This window comes from Nocardia sp. NPDC051756, from assembly GCF_040681495.1.
GTDB lineage: Bacteria > Actinomycetota > Actinomycetes > Mycobacteriales > Mycobacteriaceae > Nocardia.
Map to the genome: position 1 here is coordinate 366,093 of NZ_JBFAYV010000003.1, position 16,942 is coordinate 383,034.

Here is a 16,942-nt window from a genome sequence, read left to right on the forward strand (position 1 = left end):
CCCGGATGATCCCCACCAACCCCGACGCGCTCGCCCTCCCCTCGGTCAGCCTGGTCGACGTGGCCAGCTACCTGCCCGGCGAGCCGGTCGGCACCGAATATTTCACCCAGTTCTCCCGGTCGGACCGGATGGCCAAGAACGTGATGTTCCGCTCGCCCAAGGGCCGCCACCACGTGGGCCGGGACGAGACCGCGGTGGACATGATCGAGCGGGCCGTCGCACCGTTGATCGAACGCCATGGCGCGCAGTTCATTTCGGACATCGACGTGCTGATCACGCACACCCAGCTGCCGGACAATCCGGTCATGGGCGCCGGACCGGAGGTGGCCAAGCGGCTCGGCGCGCGCCCGGCCTTCGTCTACGACGTGCACAACGGCGGCTGCGCGGCCTTCGTGCACATGATGTCGATCGCCCGAATGGTGTTGCAGACCACCAACGCTCGCACCGCGCTGATCGCGGCGACGCAGAACTGCGCGGGCCCGGTGTTCACCCAGCCCGACATCCGCAAGCTGGCGCAGGCGCCGGTGCCCGGCGACGGGTGCGGAGTCGGGCTGCTGGTCAAGGACGACAGCGCGCCGATCCTCGACATCGAATGCCGCACCTATCCCGAATTCGCCGGGGACATGGAGTTTTCCACCAACGGCGAGCGCAAGTACTGGGAGCCGGGCGAGGGCCAGGGGTGCGTCAGCTTCACCGAATCGAAGATCACCAAGGTGTTCGCGCGCGGCAACCGGCTGGTGCCGGAGGTGGCGCTGGCCGTGTGCGATCGGATCGGGGTGAAGGGGCGCGACATCGACACGTTCGTCACCAATCAGCCGAACCGGCTGTTCCTGCGCAACTGGCACGACGCGCTCGAGCTGCCCGCCGAGCGGCATCCGGACACCTTCGACACGTGCGGAAACCTGTTCGCCGCGGGCATTCCGGTGACCCTGGATGCGGAGAACCGGGCGGGCAGGCTGCGCAACGGCTCGGTGGTGCTGCTGTCGGCGTTCGCGCACGCGGGTGACTTCGCCGGCGCCGCGGCCATCCGGTGGGGCGCGGCGCGATGAGCATCCATGTCGTCGACGAGACCACGCCGTCCCGGCGGCGGGGCAGCTCGTCGACGCCGCCGCGGTTCGATCTGACGCTCAGCGAAAACCCGTTCCCGCCACTGCCTTCGGTACTGCGTGCGGTGAACAGCGTGCTGGCCCAGGCGAATCGCTATCCGGAGTTCCTGCCGCGGCGGTTGCCCAAGCTGATCGCGGGGCATCTGGGCGTGCAGCCGGATCAGGTGGTGGTCGGTTCCGGCGCGACCGGGGTGGCGATGCAGATCATCCAGTCGCTGACCACGCCCGGCGCCGGAATGGTGTTCGGGACGCCGACTTTCGACGGCTATCCGATCATGGCCGAGATGGCCGGGGTCGAGGTGGTTCCGGTGCCGCTGGACGCCGACGGCAACCAGGATCTGGGCGCGATGGCCAAGGCGATCGACAAGTGGACCGGGCTGGTGGTGGTGTGCCGCCCGCACAACCCGACCGGCACGGTGGCCTCGGCCGGCGCGCTGAAGGCGTTCCTGGGCAGCGTGCCCGCGCGAGTGCCGGTGATCCTGGACGAGGCCTACGTCGAGTTCCTCGGCGCCGCCGAGTACCTCGACCCGCTCGCGCTGCTGAGCAGGCATCCGAATCTGCTTGTGCTGCGCACCTTCTCGAAGGCCTACGGGCTGGCCGGACTGCGCATCGGCTACGCCTTCGGCCGGCGCGAGATGATGGCCAGGGTGCGCAGGCTGCAACTGCCGTTCGGGGTGAGTTCGGCGGCGGTGGCCGCGGTGTCCGCGTCCTACGCCGCCGAACCCGAACTGGCCGTGCGGACCATGCGGATCACCACCGAGCGGGAGGCGCTGCGGGACGCGTTGCGGCGCTGCGGGATCGCGGTGCCGCGCAGTCACGCGAACTTCCTGTACCTGCCGGGGCCCGGCGTGTCGACCGCGCTGCGGCGGGCAGGCATCGCCGCCAAGGCGTATCCGGATGGGAGCGCGCGTATTTCGGTCGGCGATCCCGAGGCCGACCATGCGGTCCTGGCGGCCTTGGCGACGCTGCGTTAGCCGGCGGCGGCGCTAAGCGGCGGGCCGCAGTTCGCCGGACTCACCGGGCTCCTCCGCCTGCTTGGCCCACCTCTGGGACAAGGCGGCGCAGGTGATCAGCTGGATCTGATGGAACATCATCAGCGGCAACACGATCAGCCCGACCGGCTGGCTGGCGAACAGCACGGTCGCCATGGGCAGTCCGGTGGCGAGGCTCTTCTTGGAACCGCAGAACACGATCACGATCCGGTCCGGCATCGAGAAGCCGAAGATCCGGCCCATCAGCATGGTCGCGGCGATGACCAGCGCGAGCAGCACACAGCACACGGCCGCCAGCGCCAGGATTCGCCACGGCGAGAGCATGTGCCAGATGCCCTCGACCATGCCCGCGCTGAACGCGCTGTAGACGACCAGCAGGATCGAGCCGCGGTCCACCAGCTTCGTCGGCTCGGCATACCGGCTGAGCCAGCCGTGCACCTTTGGCCGGATCAGCTGGCCGATGGCGAACGGCACCAGCAGTTGCAGCACGATGTCGCCGATCGAGGAGAAGTCGACGCTGGCCTGGCCGGTGGTGTTCATCAACAGGATGACCAGCAGCGGCGTCACGAAGACGCCGATCAGGTTCGACGCGGTCGCGCTCACGATCGCGCCGGGCACGTTGCCCTTCGCGATCGAGGTGAACGCGATCGAGGACTGCACGGTGGACGGCACCAGGCACAGGAACAGCAAACCGGTGTACAGATCGTCGGTCAGCACGCTGGGTACGAGCAGATGCGCCGCCAGCCCGAGCAGCGGGAACAGCACGAATGTGCTCGCCAGCACGACGGTGTGCAGCCGCCAGTGAGTGAGTCCGGCCAGGGCCTCCTTCGGCGCGAGCCGAGTGCCGTACAGCAGGAATAGCAATGCGATGGCAATCTTCGTCAGCACGCCTACTACGTCGGCCGCGGTACCCCGGGCGGGAAACACACTGGCCAGGGCCACCGTAGCGAGGATCGACAGGATGAAACCGTCGATATAGAACTTGCTGAGGAATCGCACACCACACGCTAACGCCGAGCGTGTGTCCAGATGGAACCAGAACGTACGTAATTCGTCACACCATGGGACCTCTTCGCATACTAGAAAAATACGAACGATCGTCCGTAGACTTTGCCTGAGGTAGTGCGACGAAGGGACGACCATGAAGATCCGCAGACTCGGCTGGGCCGGGGTAGAGCTCGAATTCGACGGCGCCACACTGGTGATCGATGCCGTGCAGGACAGCGAGTTGCTGCGCAGTTCGCTACCCGAGGACGCGCTGACCGCCCCGCGGCAGTCGAATGCCGCGGCCGCCCTGGTCACGCACCTGCATACGGATCACGCCGACCCGTCCGCGTTGCGGCGCGTACTGGCGCCGGACGGGATCGTCCTTCGTCCCGCGCCGATGGTGGGCACCGACGCCGACCTCCTGTGGACCGCGGACGCCGAAAAAGGTTTCGCCACAAGCGGTCTGAGCACACAAGTGATGTCGGAGTGGGACGCCATCATCGTCGGGCCGTTCGAGATCACCGCCGTCCCCGCCGTCGACGGGCTCGGCGATCCCCAGCTGAACTGGGTGGTCAGCGCCGGCGGCCACCGGATCTTCCACGGCGGTGACACCACCTTCCACGGCCTGTGGTGGCTCATCGCGCGCCGCTGCGGTCCGATCGACGTGGCCTTCTTGCCGATAAACGGTGCGGCAGTACGACTTCCGCACCTGCGCCCGGCGAGCCCGCTGCCCGCGGTGCTCACGCCGGAGCAGGCGGCGACGGCGGGGCACATCCTCGGCGCGCGCACGGTCGTTCCGATTCACTTCGGGCTCGACCGGCCGCCGTACTACGTGGAGGTCGATGATTCGCTGACCAAGTTCCAGGCTGCCGCGGGTGAACTCGGTGTGGACGTCACCGTCTTGGCACCGGGCGAATCGCGAGAGCTGGCAGCGTTGGTGGGCGGGTAGTTCCGCTACCGAGATCGGCGCAGGAACGAACGGCGTCCACGCGCGGTGGCGCTCACAGGTAGTGCGATACCCGCGTGCTCGGCGAAAGTTGTTGCGTCCGAGGCGGTGGACGTCTTCGGTTTGTCGGCGGCCCAGTCGATGAAACGCGCGGTGAAGTCGTCGCCGCAGGCGTGCGCGAGCAGTGGGAAGCGGCGCGCGACTTCACCCGCGCGCTTGTGTAGCAAGGCGCGGGCCGCCGCGGCGACGGAGTCGGTATCGAAACCGTCCGGCGCCGGGCTCCCGGCGACCAGGGCACGAACCAGTGCCGCCTGCCGCTCGGCAAGCTCCTCGGTTTCCGGCTGCGTCATGTGCGCGCCAGTCGGGCGCGACCCGTAAGGCTCGGCCGGTGTGCGGCCGCGGCGATGGCGTCGAGTTCGTCGAGGAGTTCGGCGGCGGGCGGGTAGTTGCCGTCGCGTTCCAGCATGAGCGGGACCGGGTGGCGTTCGGTGAATTCGCCGACCAGGGTGAGGACTTCGGCCGGAATGGGGTCGGTGTGCGTGTCGTGATAGCGGCCGCCGGATTCGTGGCCGCCCGCGACATGGCAATAGGCGACGCGTTCGGCGGGCAGGCGCAGGAGTTCGTCGAGCGGGTCACGAGAACGGTTGCGGGCGTTCGCATAAACATTGGCAATATCGAGCAGCAGGTAAACGCCGGTGCGGTCGACGAGTTCGGCGAGGAATTCCGACTCGGTGTATTCATCCTCAGGCCAGTCGAACAGTGCCGCAATGTTTTCCACAGCCAGCGGTACCGCGAGCCCGGCCTGGGTGCGGGAGATATTGCGGGCCAAGACATCCAACGACGCCTTGGAGCGCGGCACCGGAAGTAGATGTCCCGCTTCGACTCCACCGGCGCGGACGAAGGCCACGTGCTCGCTCACCAGTGGTGCGTCCAGCGCTGCGGCGCAGGCGGCGAGATGTTCGATCCGGCCTTCGTCCACTGGTTCCGCCCCACCGAGTGACAACGAAATACCGTGCGGCACAACGGCTATGCCGCGCTCGATCAACGCCAGCAGTTCAGCGGGGATGGCGACTTCCGACTTACCGAGCAATCGCCGCCGCACCGGCAGCGACTCCGCGATAACCTCGGCGAACCCGAGTCCGTCCAGCTCCGCGATCATCCCGCAGATCTCCGGCCGCCACCCGATCCCGAGCGCCCCGTCGGCTAACGGGCCGTTCATCGGCAGCGCCGATTCAGCCACCACAGCCACCGCCGCCACCACCGCCACATCCGCCGCCGCCACTGTCGCCGCTGCCACCGCCGTCGCTGCCCGACGAGCTGGGTGGTTCGACGGCACTGGCGAGACCGGGGTCGAGCGTCATCAGCGCGGCCCCACCGAATATCGCGGCGGCGAGCGCGGCGCTCTCCACGCCATAGGTGGCGTACGCGGGCGAATTGGACGGCCGCAGATGCGCGTTGCTGCTCGTCGCGTTCTTGCGGGCGAGCCGGCCCAGCGGCGTCAGCCGGGGTTTGGCCACCACCAGCCAGTAGCAGAATCCCTGCGCCACCAGGGCGGTGACCAGGAACGCGACCGGGTTGTGGTTCAGCGTCCCGGCGACGAACCGCACCAACCCGACCAATCCGACGACCAACTGCGGCGTCCCCGCGTCCCACAGCCTGCGCCGGAACGCCGCGTCGGGAAAGTACCCGCGCTTGATCATCGAGTCGCGCAGCGGACCCAGCGCTGCCGCCGAGTTGGTGGTCAGCGCGGCGACCGTCGGCTTCGCGCCGCCCGCGATCCGGTCGTAGATGGACCGGGTGAACGGATCGAGCCGGTGCTTGTCCGCGTCGGTCAGCGGGCGGGCCGGCGCGGCCGCCGAGTCGATCAGGTCGTGGCTGCGCAACCGGGCCAGCGCGGTCAGCACCGCCCGGCGGTCGTCGAACAGCATGGCGATCTCGGGCAGCGACAGATCCAGGCCCGGACGCTCGACGCCGCGGGTATCTGCGGCGCCGCGAGTGACCCGCAACCGCATCAACAATCCGAACAGCAGCGCGAGCCCGATGAACGGCCAATACAACGCCATGAAGTCGGGACCGGATATCCCCCACGTATCACCGGCGGCGACAAAGTCGAACGTTTTCATTTCCACCCCGAGAATCAAGCTGGTAGTGCAACGCCCCAAGTATGGACTGCCGTCACCGCCGCCGACAGGGTTCGACCCGAAACGTAACTCGCCCGATTCAACCCACCCGGACACCGTGGCACCACACGGAAAGGCCTGGTCGTCAATTGCTACGCGGGGCGCACCGGAATGGTTCGATGCTCTGGCACCAATTCAGCTGTCGCGCAGTGTGCCGACGCCGAACTATGCCGAATAGCGGATCAGGTCGCGGGCTGGCAGGCGTCGCGCAGCGAGCAGGCGCCGCAGGCACTGCCGCAGCCGCCGACCTCGGCGGGCGGGGCGATGGCGGCAGCGGTCGAGGCGGCCGCGTTGGCGCCCGCGCCGAGGGTGAAGAGGGCGACGACGGCCGCACCGGCACCGACGATCAGGGCGACCAGGCCGCTCGCGGCGAGGGCGACGAGACCACCGGCGAACAGCAGCGCCCCGGCGGCCAGCGAGGTGGGGGCGGCGACGCGATTCGCGATGCGGAAGGTCTCGTCATCGGACAGAGCGGCCTCGGTGTGCACTCCGACGAAGCGGTTGCGCGGCAGCTTGCCGATCAATCCGAGAGCGCCGGTTGCGATAGCCACCAGGGCCAGCACGAACAGGACGAGAGCGACGACGAGCACCAATGCAGGTTATCGCATCGGTGTCAGCTGCCTGCCGGGAGCTACCCGCAACCGCTCAGCACCCAGCCCGCCACCACCCCGGACAGGCGCGTTCCACACCGCGCGGCACCAGGTGACGGATGTAGCAACCTAACGCACTGTTGGGACCGCTCGGATGGGAACGACAACCCGCGAGTAACGCGAAGCCGGTGCGGCGCAGCGGCATCCCGACGGGCGGGTAACTTCGTCCGAGGCGCGGACGCGGACGCGCCGGGCAGGTGAGCACAGCCGGTTTTCGGTACTGCGGTCCGCACGTTCTACCCTGATAGACGAAGTTTGTCGGGGATCGGCGATCACAAGAAGGCAGGACCGTGCAGGACACTCGTGCAACCGATAGCGATGTACCCGAGCACCGGTACACCGCGGAGCTCGCGGGCCGCATCGAACGTCGGTGGCAGCAGACGTGGAGCGAGCGCGGGACCTTCCATGCGCCGAATCCGGTCGGTCCGCTCGCCGGCGCCACCCCCGCGGACAAGCTGTTCGTGCAGGACATGTTCCCGTACCCGTCCGGCGCCGGCCTGCACGTCGGGCATCCGCTCGGCTACATCGCCACCGATGTGTTCGCCCGCTACCACCGGATGCACGGCCGCAATGTGCTGCACGCGCTGGGCTACGACGCGTTCGGCCTGCCCGCCGAGCAGTACGCGGTGCAGACCGGCGCGCACCCGCGCGACACCACCGAGTCGAACATGGCCACCATGCAGCGCCAGCTCGATCGGCTCGGGCTCGGACACGACCGGCGGCGTTCGTTCGCGACCACCGATCCGGAGTACTACCGCTGGACCCAGTGGATCTTCCTGCGCATCTACAACGCCTGGTACGACCAGGAGCTGAACCGGGCCCGCCCGATCGGCGAACTGGAGGACCAGTTCGCCACCGGCGCCCGGCCCGCCCCCGACGGCAAGGACTGGGCGACGCTGTCCGCCGCCGAGCGCGCGGCCGTACTCGACTCGTATCGCCTGGTGTACCAGACCGATTCGATGGTCAACTGGTGCCCCGGCCTGGGCACGGTGCTGTCCAACGAGGAGGTCACCGCCGAGGGCCGCAGCGAGCGCGGCAACTTCCCGGTGTTCCGTAAGCGGTTGTGGCAGTGGATGATGCGCATCACCGCCTACTCCGACCGGCTGGTCGACGATCTCGATCACCTGGATTGGCCGGAGAACGTGAAGGCCATGCAGCGCAACTGGATCGGGCGCTCGCGCGGCGCGCAGGTCGAGTTCGACGCGAACGGTGAACAGATCGAGGTCTTCACCACTCGGCCGGACACGCTGTTCGGCGCGACGTATGTCGTGCTCGCGCCGGAACACGAGCTGGTCGACCGGCTGACCGCGGCCGCATGGCCCGAGGGCACCGACGCCCGCTGGACCAACGAGGGCGCCGCCAGTCCCGTGGACGCCATTGCGGCCTACCGCAAGTCGATCGCGGCCAAGTCCGATCTGGAGCGCCAGGAGAGCAAGGAGAAGTCCGGCGTCTTCCTCGGCAGCTACGCCACCAACCCGGCGAACGGCGAGCCGATGCCGATCTTCATCGCCGACTACGTGCTGAGCGGCTACGGCACCGGCGCGATCATGGCGGTGCCCGGCCACGACCAGCGCGACTGGGACTTCGCCACCGCGCTCGGCCTGCCGATCAAGGAGGTCGTGGCGGGCGGCGACCTGAGCGCCGCGGCCTACACCGGCGACGGCGCGATCGTGAATTCCGGTTACCTGGACGGGCTTTCGATCGACGAGGCGAAGGCGACGGTGGTCGCCCGGCTGGAGGCCGACGGCCACGGCAAGGGCACCATCCAGTACAAGCTGCGCGACTGGCTCTTCGCCCGGCAGCGCTACTGGGGCGAGCCGTTCCCGATCGTCTACGACGAGGACGGCGCGCCGCACGCGTTGCCGGAATCCATGCTGCCGGTGCGGCTTCCGGACATGGACGACTTCGCCCCGGTGACCTTCGACCCGAACGACGCGAACTCCGAGCCGTCGCCGCCGCTGGCGAAGGCGACCGACTGGGTGAACGTCGAACTGGATCTCGGCGACGGGCCGAAGCGCTACCGGCGCGACACCAACGTCATGCCGAACTGGGCGGGCAGCTCCTGGTATCAGCTGCGCTATGCCGACCCGACCAACGCGGAAGCGTTCTGCGCCAAGGAGAACGAGCAGTACTGGCTCGGTCCGCGCACAGCCGAGCACGGCGCGAACGATCCCGGCGGTGTGGACCTGTACGTCGGCGGCGTCGAACACGCGGTGCTGCACCTGCTGTACGCGCGGTTCTGGCAGAAGGTGCTCTTCGACTTGGGCGACGTGTCCGGGTACGAGCCGTACCGGCGGCTGTTCAACCAGGGCTACATCCAGGCCTACGCCTACACCGACGAGCGCGGCGCCTACATCCCGGCGGCCGAGGTGGTCGAGCGCGACGGCAGGTTCTTCTGGACCGACCCGACCGGCACCGAGATCCCGGTGAACCAGGAGTACGGCAAGATCGGCAAGTCGCTGAAGAACGCCATCTCCCCCGACGAGATGTGCGATCTGTACGGCGCGGACACCTTCCGCTTCTACGAGATGTCGATGGGTCCGCTGGACACCTCGCGGCCGTGGGCGACCAAGGACGTCGTCGGCGCACACCGCTTCCTGCAACGGATGTGGCGGCTGGTGGTGGACGAGGAGACCGGCGGGGTGCGGGTCACCGACGCCACGCCGGCCGACGAGACGCTGCGCCTGCTGCACAAGACGATCGCCGGGGTGGACGAGGATCTGGCCGCGCTGCGCGACAACACGGCGGGCGCGAAGCTCATCGAGCTGACCAACCACCTCACCAAGACCTACCCCGACGGCGCGCCGCGCACGGTGGTGGAGCCGCTGGTGCTGATGCTGGCGCCGCTGTCCCCGCACATCGCGGAGGAACTGTGGGAACGGCTGGGGCACAACGCTTCGCTGGCGCACGGCCCGTTCCCGGTGGCCGATCCGGCGCTGCTGGTGGACGAGTCGGTCGAGTACCCGATCCAGGTCAACGGCAAGGTACGCAGCCGAATTCAGGTTCCGGCGGACGCCGACACCGCGGCGATCGAGGCGGCCGCACTGGCCGACGAAAAGATCGCCGCACTACTGAACGGCGCCGCACCCCGCAAACTGATCGTCGTCCCCGGCCGCCTGATCAACATCGTCGCCTGACACCAGACGAGGCCATCGAGGTGAGTCATATGGTCGCTAAATGATCTTCAACAGCCACCATTTGACTCGCCTCGATGACGCAAAGACCTTTCCCCACCTCGACTAGCCACCAACTGAGTGCATGCATCGAGTCGAGTCGAGTCAAATGGTGGCTCTACAAGATCAGATAACGACCATTTGACTCGACTCGATTTCCTTGCCGTCTCTAAAACCGGACCACAGCCAAGGAACCACGCCGGAACTGCCACGTTGCCCATGTCAACTGCGGGAGGTAAGCCGGGTACCCCACCTGACGCGCCCAGCATTACTCGATCATTCCCAGGGAGCAGGTGCACCTATCCAGGCAGGTACAACAACAGACGTCCCAGGGTGACCTGACGATAGAAAGCTGAAGACCTACACAGGTTTTCACTGAAGCAGTGCTGGGCGCGTCGTGTGCCGTACCCGGCTTACCTCCCGCAGTCAGATGCGTGTTCGTCGAGTTCCGGCGTGGTTCCTTGGCTGTGGTCCGGTCACAAACGCTTCGGACAAGAGCGGGATGGTCAGTTGCGTTATCGAGGGGTCTTCGCACACCTGCTCCATCCATCACACTCCTGCTCCATCCTCCGCACACCTGCTTCATCTTTCGCATATCCGTCAGCACGTTGAGGGGTATGCGGAGTTAGAAGCAGGTGTGCGAAGTTGACCTATCTGTCGCTTGGTCTGCGGTTTTGCGGGTTTCTTGGGGCGCTAGCGCGGGGATAGGAGGACGTCGTTGAGGGTGACCATGGATAGGTTGCGTTCCCGGATGATGTCCACCAGCTGGCCGTAGCAATGCGTCACGGCGGGGGCATTTGCGTGCCCGATGATGATCGTCTGCGGGTGGAAGTACTTGTGCGCGCACTCGATCAGGTAGTCCTCGGTGATCACGCCGGAGTCCGACAGCGAGCCGTACCACATGGTCGGCACGGTGTAACCGAGGTCGGCGGCGACCTTGTCGACGGTGGCGTTGTGCCGGCCGAACGGCGGCCGGTAGTACGGTGCGCCGTCGACGCCGAAGTTGTTGTGCAGGTACGCCTTCGCGCGTTGCAGCTGATCGGCGACCGCGCCGGCGGACAGCTTGGTCAGGTCGGGGTGGTCCCACGTGTGGTTGGCCAGCTGGATCTGACCCGCATCGACCAAGGGCCGCAACGCGTCCCGGTGAATCGCCCACGAGTCGTAGTAGGCGGTGACGAAGAAGGTGAACCGGGCGCCGGTGTCCTTGGCGAACTTGATGTACGCGCCGACCACCTCGGGGCTGGCCCCGTCGTCCACGGTCAGCGCCATGCTGGAGCCGGGGCCGGGCAGCGCGGTGATGGTCGCGGCCGGAATCGGCGTCTTCGGCCCGCCGGGCGGCGGCGGTAACAGCGGCGGACGCGGCGGCGCGAGCGGTCCGTTACCGGCCGACCCGCTGGTGATCGGATCTCCCTCCGCGACCGCGCATCCGGCCAGCGCGACCGCGGTACCTGCGGCAAGCATCAACATCCGGCGTCTATCCACTGCTTTGAACCCTTAGCTCTGGTCGAACGAACCGTCCCCCGCACCCGGCGGAACGGCGCACAAACAGCGCCAGGCTACCGATCGAATCTGTCCACAACCTGAACCGTTGAACACACCGGAACGACGGGCTAGCTCGACGCGGGGCGCAGCACGATCTCGGTCGGATGCCCGTCCCGCGGCGTCTCGACCGCGTTGCGCACCACACCGGCCACCGTCTCCGCGCGCAGGAACTGCTCCGGCCGGTACTCGCGGCCCTCCTGCGCGATGATCTCGCGCTGCATGTCGGTGTCGATGCGGCCGGGGTGGATCGAGGTCACCCGCAGCGTCGGCTCCTCCAGCCGCAGCGCGTCGGCGAACGCGCGCAGCCCGAACTTACTCGCGGCGTAGGAGGCCCAGCCCGCGTTCGCGCGCAGCCCCGCCCCCGAATTGATCAGCACCACATGGCCGCCGGCCGCGCGCAACGCGGGCAGCAGCAGCCTGGTCAGCTCGACCACCGCGATCAGGTTGGCCTCCAACGTGTTTCGCCACTGATCGACGGTCGACTCGGCGATCGAGGCGAGATCCTGGATGCCCGCGTTGTGCACCAGCACGTCCAACCGACGGATCGGCGCGGCCGCCGCGGCCACCGCGGCGTAGTCGGTCAGCTCGACCGGCCATGCGGTCGCCTCGGGCAGCTCTTTGCCGATGTCGCGCAGCGCGTCGGCGGATCGAGCGCCGAGCAGCAGGTCGTGGGTCGGCGCGAGTTCGCGGGCGATGGCGGCACCGAGGCCGCGGCTGGCTCCGGTGATCAGCGCGGTCGGCTTCGGGGAGCTGGTCACGGCATTGGTCATGCGCCCCACCGTAATAGCCCGCGAAACAACAGCGATGCACGCATACATCTATGCGAAGATCTCGGGCAGCGAATTACGGACGGGGCATTCGAGAGTGAGAATCGCCGAGCACGAGCCACCCACCGGCAGGTGGGACGCGGCCGAGTCGGACAGCGCTGAGCGGGCGTACTTGCCGGTGACATCGCAGAATAGGGGGATGGCACACCCGGGTTTCACTCCGACACAGCTCGCGGCCCGCGCCGCCTACCTGCTGCGTGGCAACGACCTGGGCACGATGACCAGTGCCGCGCCGCGCCTGTATCCGCACATGTGGAGCTGGGACGCCGCGTTCGTCGCGGTCGGGCTCGCCCCGCTGAGCGTGGAACGGGCGGTGATCGAGCTGGACACGCTGCTGTCCGCGCAGTGGAAGAACGGCATGATCCCGCACATCGTCTTCGCCAACGGCGTGGACGGCTACTTCCCCGGCCCGGCCCGCTGGGAGTGCCGCAAGCTGGCCGCCAACGCGCCGGACGGCCCGGACACCTCGGGCATCACCCAGCCGCCCGTGCACGCCATCGCGGTGCAGCGCATCCTCGATCACTCCCGGCGGCACGGCCGCAGCACCCGCGCGGTCGCCGAGGAGTTCCTGAACCGGCGCTGGCCGGACCTGGTGCGCTGGCACCGCTGGCTGGCGCACGCCCGCGATCCCAAGGAGACCGGGCGGATCACGCTGTATCACGGCTGGGAATCCGGCATGGACAACTCGCCGCGCTGGGACCGCGCCTACGAGAACGTGATCCCCGGCGATCTGCCGCCGTACGACCGCGAGGACGTGCGGGTGGTCGCCGATCCGACGCAGCGGCCCAGCGACCGCGAGTACGACCGCTACCTGTGGCTGGTCGAGCAGATGCGCCGCGCCGGATACGACGACTATCAGCTGGCCTCGACCATGAGCTTCGCGGTCGAGGACGTGTTCGTCACCGGGATCTTCGCGCTGGCCTGCGAGGTGCTCGCGAATATCGGCGAGGAGTACAAGCAGCCGCACGCCGACGTGCGCGACCTGTACGCGTGGGCCGATCGGTTCCGGGCCGGCGTGGTCGCGACCGCCGACGCCCGGACCGGCGCGGCCAGGGACTTCGACGTGCGGTTGCAGCGCTGGATCGGCACCGAGACGCTGTCCATGTTCGCGCCGCTGCTGTGCGGCGGGCTGCCCCGCGACACCGAACGCAGCCTGCTGCGCACGTTCGAGGGTCCGCGCTTCTGCGGGCATCCGGACCTGCGCTACGCGCTGCCGCCGTCCACCTCGCCGGTATCGCGCGACTTCCGCTCTCGCGAGTACTGGCGCGGGCCGGTGTGGCCGGTGATGAGCTGGCTGTTCTCCTGGGTGTTCGCCCGGCGCGGCTGGGCCGAGCGCTCGTTCATGCTGCGGGCCGAGGGCCTGCGCCAGGCCAGCGACGGCAGCTTCGCCGAGTACTACGAGCCGTTCACCGGGGAGCCGCTCGGCAGCATGCAGCAGTCGTGGACGGCGGCCTCGGTGCTCGATTGGCTCGGCTGAGCGCGGTCAGCGCGGGGTTCGGGTAAATATTGCGCAACTGCACCTTGTGCAACATTGGTCACAGGAAGATCAAATAGCTATCGTCGAACACCATGGACACCTCTCGATGGAGCTCGACCATCCGTCGCCGCGGCACGGCGCTCTCGCTGATCGCTCTTTCCGGCATCCTCGCGGCTAACCTCGCCGCCCGCGCGGAGGCCACACCGACGGGCCCGGACGTGTCGTCCTGGCAGCACATCGACGGACGGCTGATCGACTGGTTCGCGGTCAAGCGGTCCGGCCATTCCTTCGCCATGGTCAAGGCCACCGAGGGGATCAGCTACATCAACCCGTACTTCGTGGCGGACAGCCTGCTGATGCGCGCGGCCGGCGTCGCGCGCGGCACGTATCACTACGCCAGGCCGAACCTGCCGCCGGAACCGCAGGCCGCCATGTACGCCGCGGTGGTGCTCGGCCAGAACGGCGCGCTCGACCTGCCGCCGGTGCTCGACCTGGAGACCACCGGCGGGCTGCCGCCCGGTGCGCTGATCGACTGGACGCGGCGCTATCTGAACTCGGTGCAGGCGCTGACCGGACGGACCCCGATCGTCTACACCTATCCGAACTTCTGGAAGACGGCGATGGCCGACACCAACGAGTTCACCCGCTACCCGCTGTGGATCGCCGACTACCGCGGCAACGACGCACCCGAGGTGCCCGGCGGGTGGTCCACCTGGACGTTCTGGCAGACCACCGACAGCGGCGGCATCGACGGCATCGCGGGCAACACCGATTTGAACGTATACAGCGGCGCCCAAGGCGATTTCGCGCGCTTCGCCAATATGTGAGTTCCCCGGCGGCCGGTGACGCTACGTGCCGATCCGGCCGCCGTTCTTCTTCCACACCACCGCGACCGACGGCCGCGGCTGCGCGGTGCCGCCGTCCGGCCAGTGCGAGAGCGGGTTGTCCGGGGTGGCGTCGTCGGCCTCGCCGGGATGCTGCACACAGACCAGCACGCGGGACTCGGTGACCACCGGGCCGCAGGTCTCCGCGCCGCGCGGCACGGTCAGGAACTGTTTGGTGGCACCGCGATTCGCGCCGTCCAGCACCACGGAGAACAGGCCGTCGTTCGACTTGAGCGCGTTGCCGTCGGTGGAGATCCACAGGTTGCCGTAGGGGTCGAAGGCCAGGTTGTCCGGGCAGGAGATCGGGCTGACCTTCGTCTTGTCGAAGCCGGCGAAGTAGGTGTCGGCCGCGTTCGGATCGCCGCAGACCAGCAGCAGCGACCAGGTGAACGTGGTGCCCGCGTGCTGGTCGTCGAGCTCGAGGATCTGCCCGTTCTTGTTCAGGTTGCGCGGGTTCGCCTCGTCCGCGGCCGGTTTGCCGCTCGCGCCGCGGTTGTCGTTGTTGGTCAGCGCGACATACACCTTGCCGGTGTACGGGTTGGCCTCGAAGTCCTCCGGGCGGTCCATCTTGGTGGCGCCGACCTTGTCCGCGGCCAGCCGGGTGAACACCGCGACCTCCTCCGCGCTCATGCCGTCGACCAGCGACTTGCCCTTGCCGTCCAGCCCGGTCTCCAGCAGCGGAATCCATTGCCCCGTACCGGTGAAACCCTTGTCCGAGGGCTTCGCCCCGGTGCCGTCGATCTTGTCGCCGTGGTCGCCGGCCAACTTCGCCACGTACAGCGTGCCCGCGTCCAGGATGGTCAGGTTGTGTCGCATGCTCGACGCGCCGCCGCCCGACTGCACCTTGCGCGCGGACACGAATTTATACATGTAGTCGAACTTTTCGTCGTCGCCGGTGTAGGAGACGACCTCGCCGGCCTTGGTGACGTAAATGGTCGCGCCCTCGTGCTTGAGCCGGCCCATCGCGGTGTGCTTGATCGGCGTCGAGCCGGGATCCCACGGGTCGACCTCGACGACGTAGCCGAATCGGTTGGCCTCGTTGGGTTCCTGGGCCAGATCGAAGCGCTTGTCGGTGCGCTCCCACTGGTTGGGCGTCTTGCCGGCGGTGAAGCCGTAACGCTTGATCCGCGCCGCGGCAACGGATTCGGTCACCTTGTCGCCGTTGGCGAAGTAGCCGTTGAAGTTCTCCTCGCCGGAAAGCACGGTGCCCCAAGGGGTCACGCCGCCCGCGCAGTTGGCGAAGGTGCCGAGCACCTTGGTGCCGGTCGGGTCCGCGGCGGTCTTGACGAACTCGCTGCCCGCAGCCGGGCCGGTGAGCTTGAACTCGGTGGTCGCGGTGATCCGGCGGTTGTACTTGCCGAAGGCGGGGACCAGCTTGCCGGTGCCGGATTCGCCGTGCACCTCGACGACCGAAAGACCGTGTGCGGCCTGGGTGATCGCGTTCTGCTCGTCGGTCGGCGCGGCCTTGTCGTAACCGCGGAACATATGCGGGCCGGTGGTGTATTCGTGATTGACCACCAGCAGGAAGGCGTTGGCCTGGCCCTCGATCGGCAGCAGCGCGGCGAAGTCGTTGTTGAAGCCGAACTGCTTGGCCTGCGCTGCGGCCGATTGCCTGTCGAAGTCGAAGGCCGGGGCGTCGGCGAAAAGCGGGTCACCCCAGCGGATCACGACGGACTGCTCGTAGCCGTCCGGGATCACGATGGCGTCCTCTTTGTTCGGCGCGACCGCACCGAATTCGGTGCCGGTGCCGGGCGGACCGCTGGGCGAGGGACTGACCGAGCCCGCGTTCTCCACGTCGTCGCCACAGGCCGCCAGCACACTGCCCGCACCGACCGCGAGCACCGCCGCCGCGCCGCCTTTGAGCACACCGCGCCGATTCAGGGAACTGACGATGTCGCCGAAGTATTCACCGTTCGAGGTGTTCGGCACCTCATGGAAACAGGCGTTTGCGCATTTGTATTCGCAGGTCACCGAGGCACGTGCCGATTGGCCGTCGTGCTGCACGAAAAGAGCGAGGGGCTTGAGGCTCACGGCCGAACCGTAGACGATTCGGACAATACGGAAACGACAACCAGGTGAACAGCTGACCAATTAGGAAACCCTCAGTTGATCTGGCAATCCACTGGCACACAAGAATGCCGCGCTGTTCGAGAAGCTCGAATCAGCGCGGCATTCGGT

At 67.9% G+C, this 16,942-nt stretch carries 14 protein-coding genes; 6 read left to right on the top strand and 8 right to left on the bottom strand.

What is annotated here, in order from left to right; all coding sequences use genetic code 11:
• Window positions 1–5: 5 nt before the first annotated feature.
• Together AB0M22_RS13345 and AB0M22_RS13350 are read left to right on the top strand one after the other, a co-directional pair.
• Entirely contained in the window at window positions 6–1,049 is a 1,044-nt protein-coding gene (locus AB0M22_RS13345; RefSeq protein ID WP_364725011.1) for a 3-oxoacyl-[acyl-carrier-protein] synthase III C-terminal domain-containing protein, read from the top strand.
• Window positions 1,046–2,080: an aminotransferase class I/II-fold pyridoxal phosphate-dependent enzyme gene (locus AB0M22_RS13350; RefSeq protein ID WP_364725014.1), complete on the top strand. Its 1,035-nt coding sequence runs from the start codon at window positions 1,046–1,048 to the stop codon at window positions 2,078–2,080. The genes AB0M22_RS13345 and AB0M22_RS13350 overlap by 4 nt, the downstream gene beginning before the upstream one ends.
• 12 nt (window positions 2,081–2,092) lie before the next feature.
• Here the strand turns inward: AB0M22_RS13350 and AB0M22_RS13355 are convergent, their stop codons facing one another.
• Window positions 2,093–3,097: a bile acid:sodium symporter family protein gene (locus tag AB0M22_RS13355; protein WP_364725017.1), complete on the bottom strand. Its 1,005-nt coding sequence runs from the start codon at window positions 3,095–3,097 to the stop codon at window positions 2,093–2,095.
• A 142-nt stretch (window positions 3,098–3,239) separates the two neighbouring features.
• Between AB0M22_RS13355 and AB0M22_RS13360 the strand changes: the two genes are divergently transcribed.
• Window positions 3,240–4,034 carry an MBL fold metallo-hydrolase gene (locus AB0M22_RS13360; RefSeq protein ID WP_364725020.1) on the top strand — a complete coding sequence of 265 codons (795 nt, stop codon included), beginning with the start codon at window positions 3,240–3,242 and terminating at the stop codon, window positions 4,032–4,034.
• Window positions 4,035–4,039: 5 nt separating this feature from the next.
• On the opposite strand, the gene AB0M22_RS13365 is transcribed toward AB0M22_RS13360, so the two are convergent.
• The 4 genes from AB0M22_RS13365 to AB0M22_RS13380 form a co-directional block, all read right to left on the bottom strand.
• Entirely contained in the window at window positions 4,040–4,381 is a 342-nt protein-coding gene (locus tag AB0M22_RS13365; RefSeq protein ID WP_364725022.1) for a hypothetical protein, read from the bottom strand.
• Window positions 4,378–5,250, bottom strand: coding sequence for a DUF692 domain-containing protein (locus tag AB0M22_RS13370; protein ID WP_364726901.1), 873 nt, complete (start codon window positions 5,248–5,250; stop codon window positions 4,378–4,380). Before AB0M22_RS13370 ends, AB0M22_RS13365 begins: the two co-directional genes overlap by 4 nt.
• A 13-nt stretch (window positions 5,251–5,263) precedes the next feature.
• On the bottom strand, window positions 5,264–6,154 hold the full coding sequence (locus tag AB0M22_RS13375) for a TIGR04222 domain-containing membrane protein (RefSeq protein WP_364725025.1): 891 nt from the start codon (window positions 6,152–6,154) through the stop codon (window positions 5,264–5,266).
• Between the two features lie 239 nt (window positions 6,155–6,393).
• On the bottom strand, window positions 6,394–6,801 hold the full coding sequence (locus tag AB0M22_RS13380) for an SdpI family protein (RefSeq protein WP_364725028.1): 408 nt from the start codon (window positions 6,799–6,801) through the stop codon (window positions 6,394–6,396).
• Window positions 6,802–7,151: 350 nt separating this feature from the next.
• Between AB0M22_RS13380 and leuS the strand changes: the two genes are divergently transcribed.
• Window positions 7,152–9,998 (top strand): leucine--tRNA ligase, encoded by a 2,847-nt coding sequence (gene leuS, locus AB0M22_RS13385; protein ID WP_364725031.1) that lies wholly within the window; start codon window positions 7,152–7,154, stop codon window positions 9,996–9,998.
• A gap of 729 nt (window positions 9,999–10,727) precedes the next feature.
• Here the strand turns inward: leuS and AB0M22_RS13390 are convergent.
• Both AB0M22_RS13390 and AB0M22_RS13395 read right to left on the bottom strand, forming a co-directional pair.
• Entirely contained in the window at window positions 10,728–11,501 is a 774-nt protein-coding gene (locus AB0M22_RS13390) for a polysaccharide deacetylase family protein (protein WP_364725033.1), read from the bottom strand.
• Between the two features lie 143 nt (window positions 11,502–11,644).
• Window positions 11,645–12,346, bottom strand: coding sequence for an SDR family oxidoreductase (locus AB0M22_RS13395; protein ID WP_364725036.1), 702 nt, complete (start codon window positions 12,344–12,346; stop codon window positions 11,645–11,647).
• A 196-nt stretch (window positions 12,347–12,542) separates the two neighbouring features.
• On the opposite strand from AB0M22_RS13395, the gene AB0M22_RS13400 reads away from it, so the two are divergent.
• Window positions 12,543–13,880, top strand: coding sequence for a glycogen debranching protein (locus AB0M22_RS13400; RefSeq protein WP_150400276.1), 1,338 nt, complete (start codon window positions 12,543–12,545; stop codon window positions 13,878–13,880).
• A gap of 92 nt (window positions 13,881–13,972) precedes the next feature.
• Window positions 13,973–14,707: a glycoside hydrolase family 25 protein gene (locus AB0M22_RS13405; protein WP_364725040.1), complete on the top strand. Its 735-nt coding sequence runs from the start codon at window positions 13,973–13,975 to the stop codon at window positions 14,705–14,707.
• Window positions 14,708–14,728: 21 nt separating this feature from the next.
• On the opposite strand, the gene AB0M22_RS13410 is transcribed toward AB0M22_RS13405, so the two are convergent.
• The gene (locus AB0M22_RS13410) at window positions 14,729–16,795 is read right to left on the bottom strand and encodes a PhoX family phosphatase (protein WP_364725043.1); all 2,067 of its coding nucleotides are present in this window, start codon (window positions 16,793–16,795) and stop codon (window positions 14,729–14,731) included.
• Between the last annotated feature and the right edge of the window lie 147 nt (window positions 16,796–16,942).

What these genes read in the sequence shown, in the direction of transcription:
- AB0M22_RS13400 (WP_150400276.1), top strand. Translation starts at nt 12,543, where the DNA reads ATGGCACACCCGGGTTTCACTCCGACACAGCTCGCGGCCCGCGCCGCC.
- AB0M22_RS13345 (WP_364725011.1), top strand. Translation starts at nt 6, where the DNA reads ATGATCCCCACCAACCCCGACGCGCTCGCCCTCCCCTCGGTCAGCCTG.
- AB0M22_RS13405 (WP_364725040.1), top strand. Translation starts at nt 13,973, where the DNA reads ATGGACACCTCTCGATGGAGCTCGACCATCCGTCGCCGCGGCACGGCG.
- AB0M22_RS13390 (WP_364725033.1), bottom strand. Translation starts at nt 11,501, where the DNA reads ATGTTGATGCTTGCCGCAGGTACCGCGGTCGCGCTGGCCGGATGCGCG.
- AB0M22_RS13375 (WP_364725025.1), bottom strand. Translation starts at nt 6,154, where the DNA reads ATGAAAACGTTCGACTTTGTCGCCGCCGGTGATACGTGGGGGATATCC.
- AB0M22_RS13395 (WP_364725036.1), bottom strand. Translation starts at nt 12,346, where the DNA reads ATGACCAATGCCGTGACCAGCTCCCCGAAGCCGACCGCGCTGATCACC.
- AB0M22_RS13365 (WP_364725022.1), bottom strand. Translation starts at nt 4,381, where the DNA reads ATGACGCAGCCGGAAACCGAGGAGCTTGCCGAGCGGCAGGCGGCACTG.
- AB0M22_RS13360 (WP_364725020.1), top strand. Translation starts at nt 3,240, where the DNA reads ATGAAGATCCGCAGACTCGGCTGGGCCGGGGTAGAGCTCGAATTCGAC.
- AB0M22_RS13350 (WP_364725014.1), top strand. Translation starts at nt 1,046, where the DNA reads ATGAGCATCCATGTCGTCGACGAGACCACGCCGTCCCGGCGGCGGGGC.
- AB0M22_RS13370 (WP_364726901.1), bottom strand. Translation starts at nt 5,250, where the DNA reads ATGAACGGCCCGTTAGCCGACGGGGCGCTCGGGATCGGGTGGCGGCCG.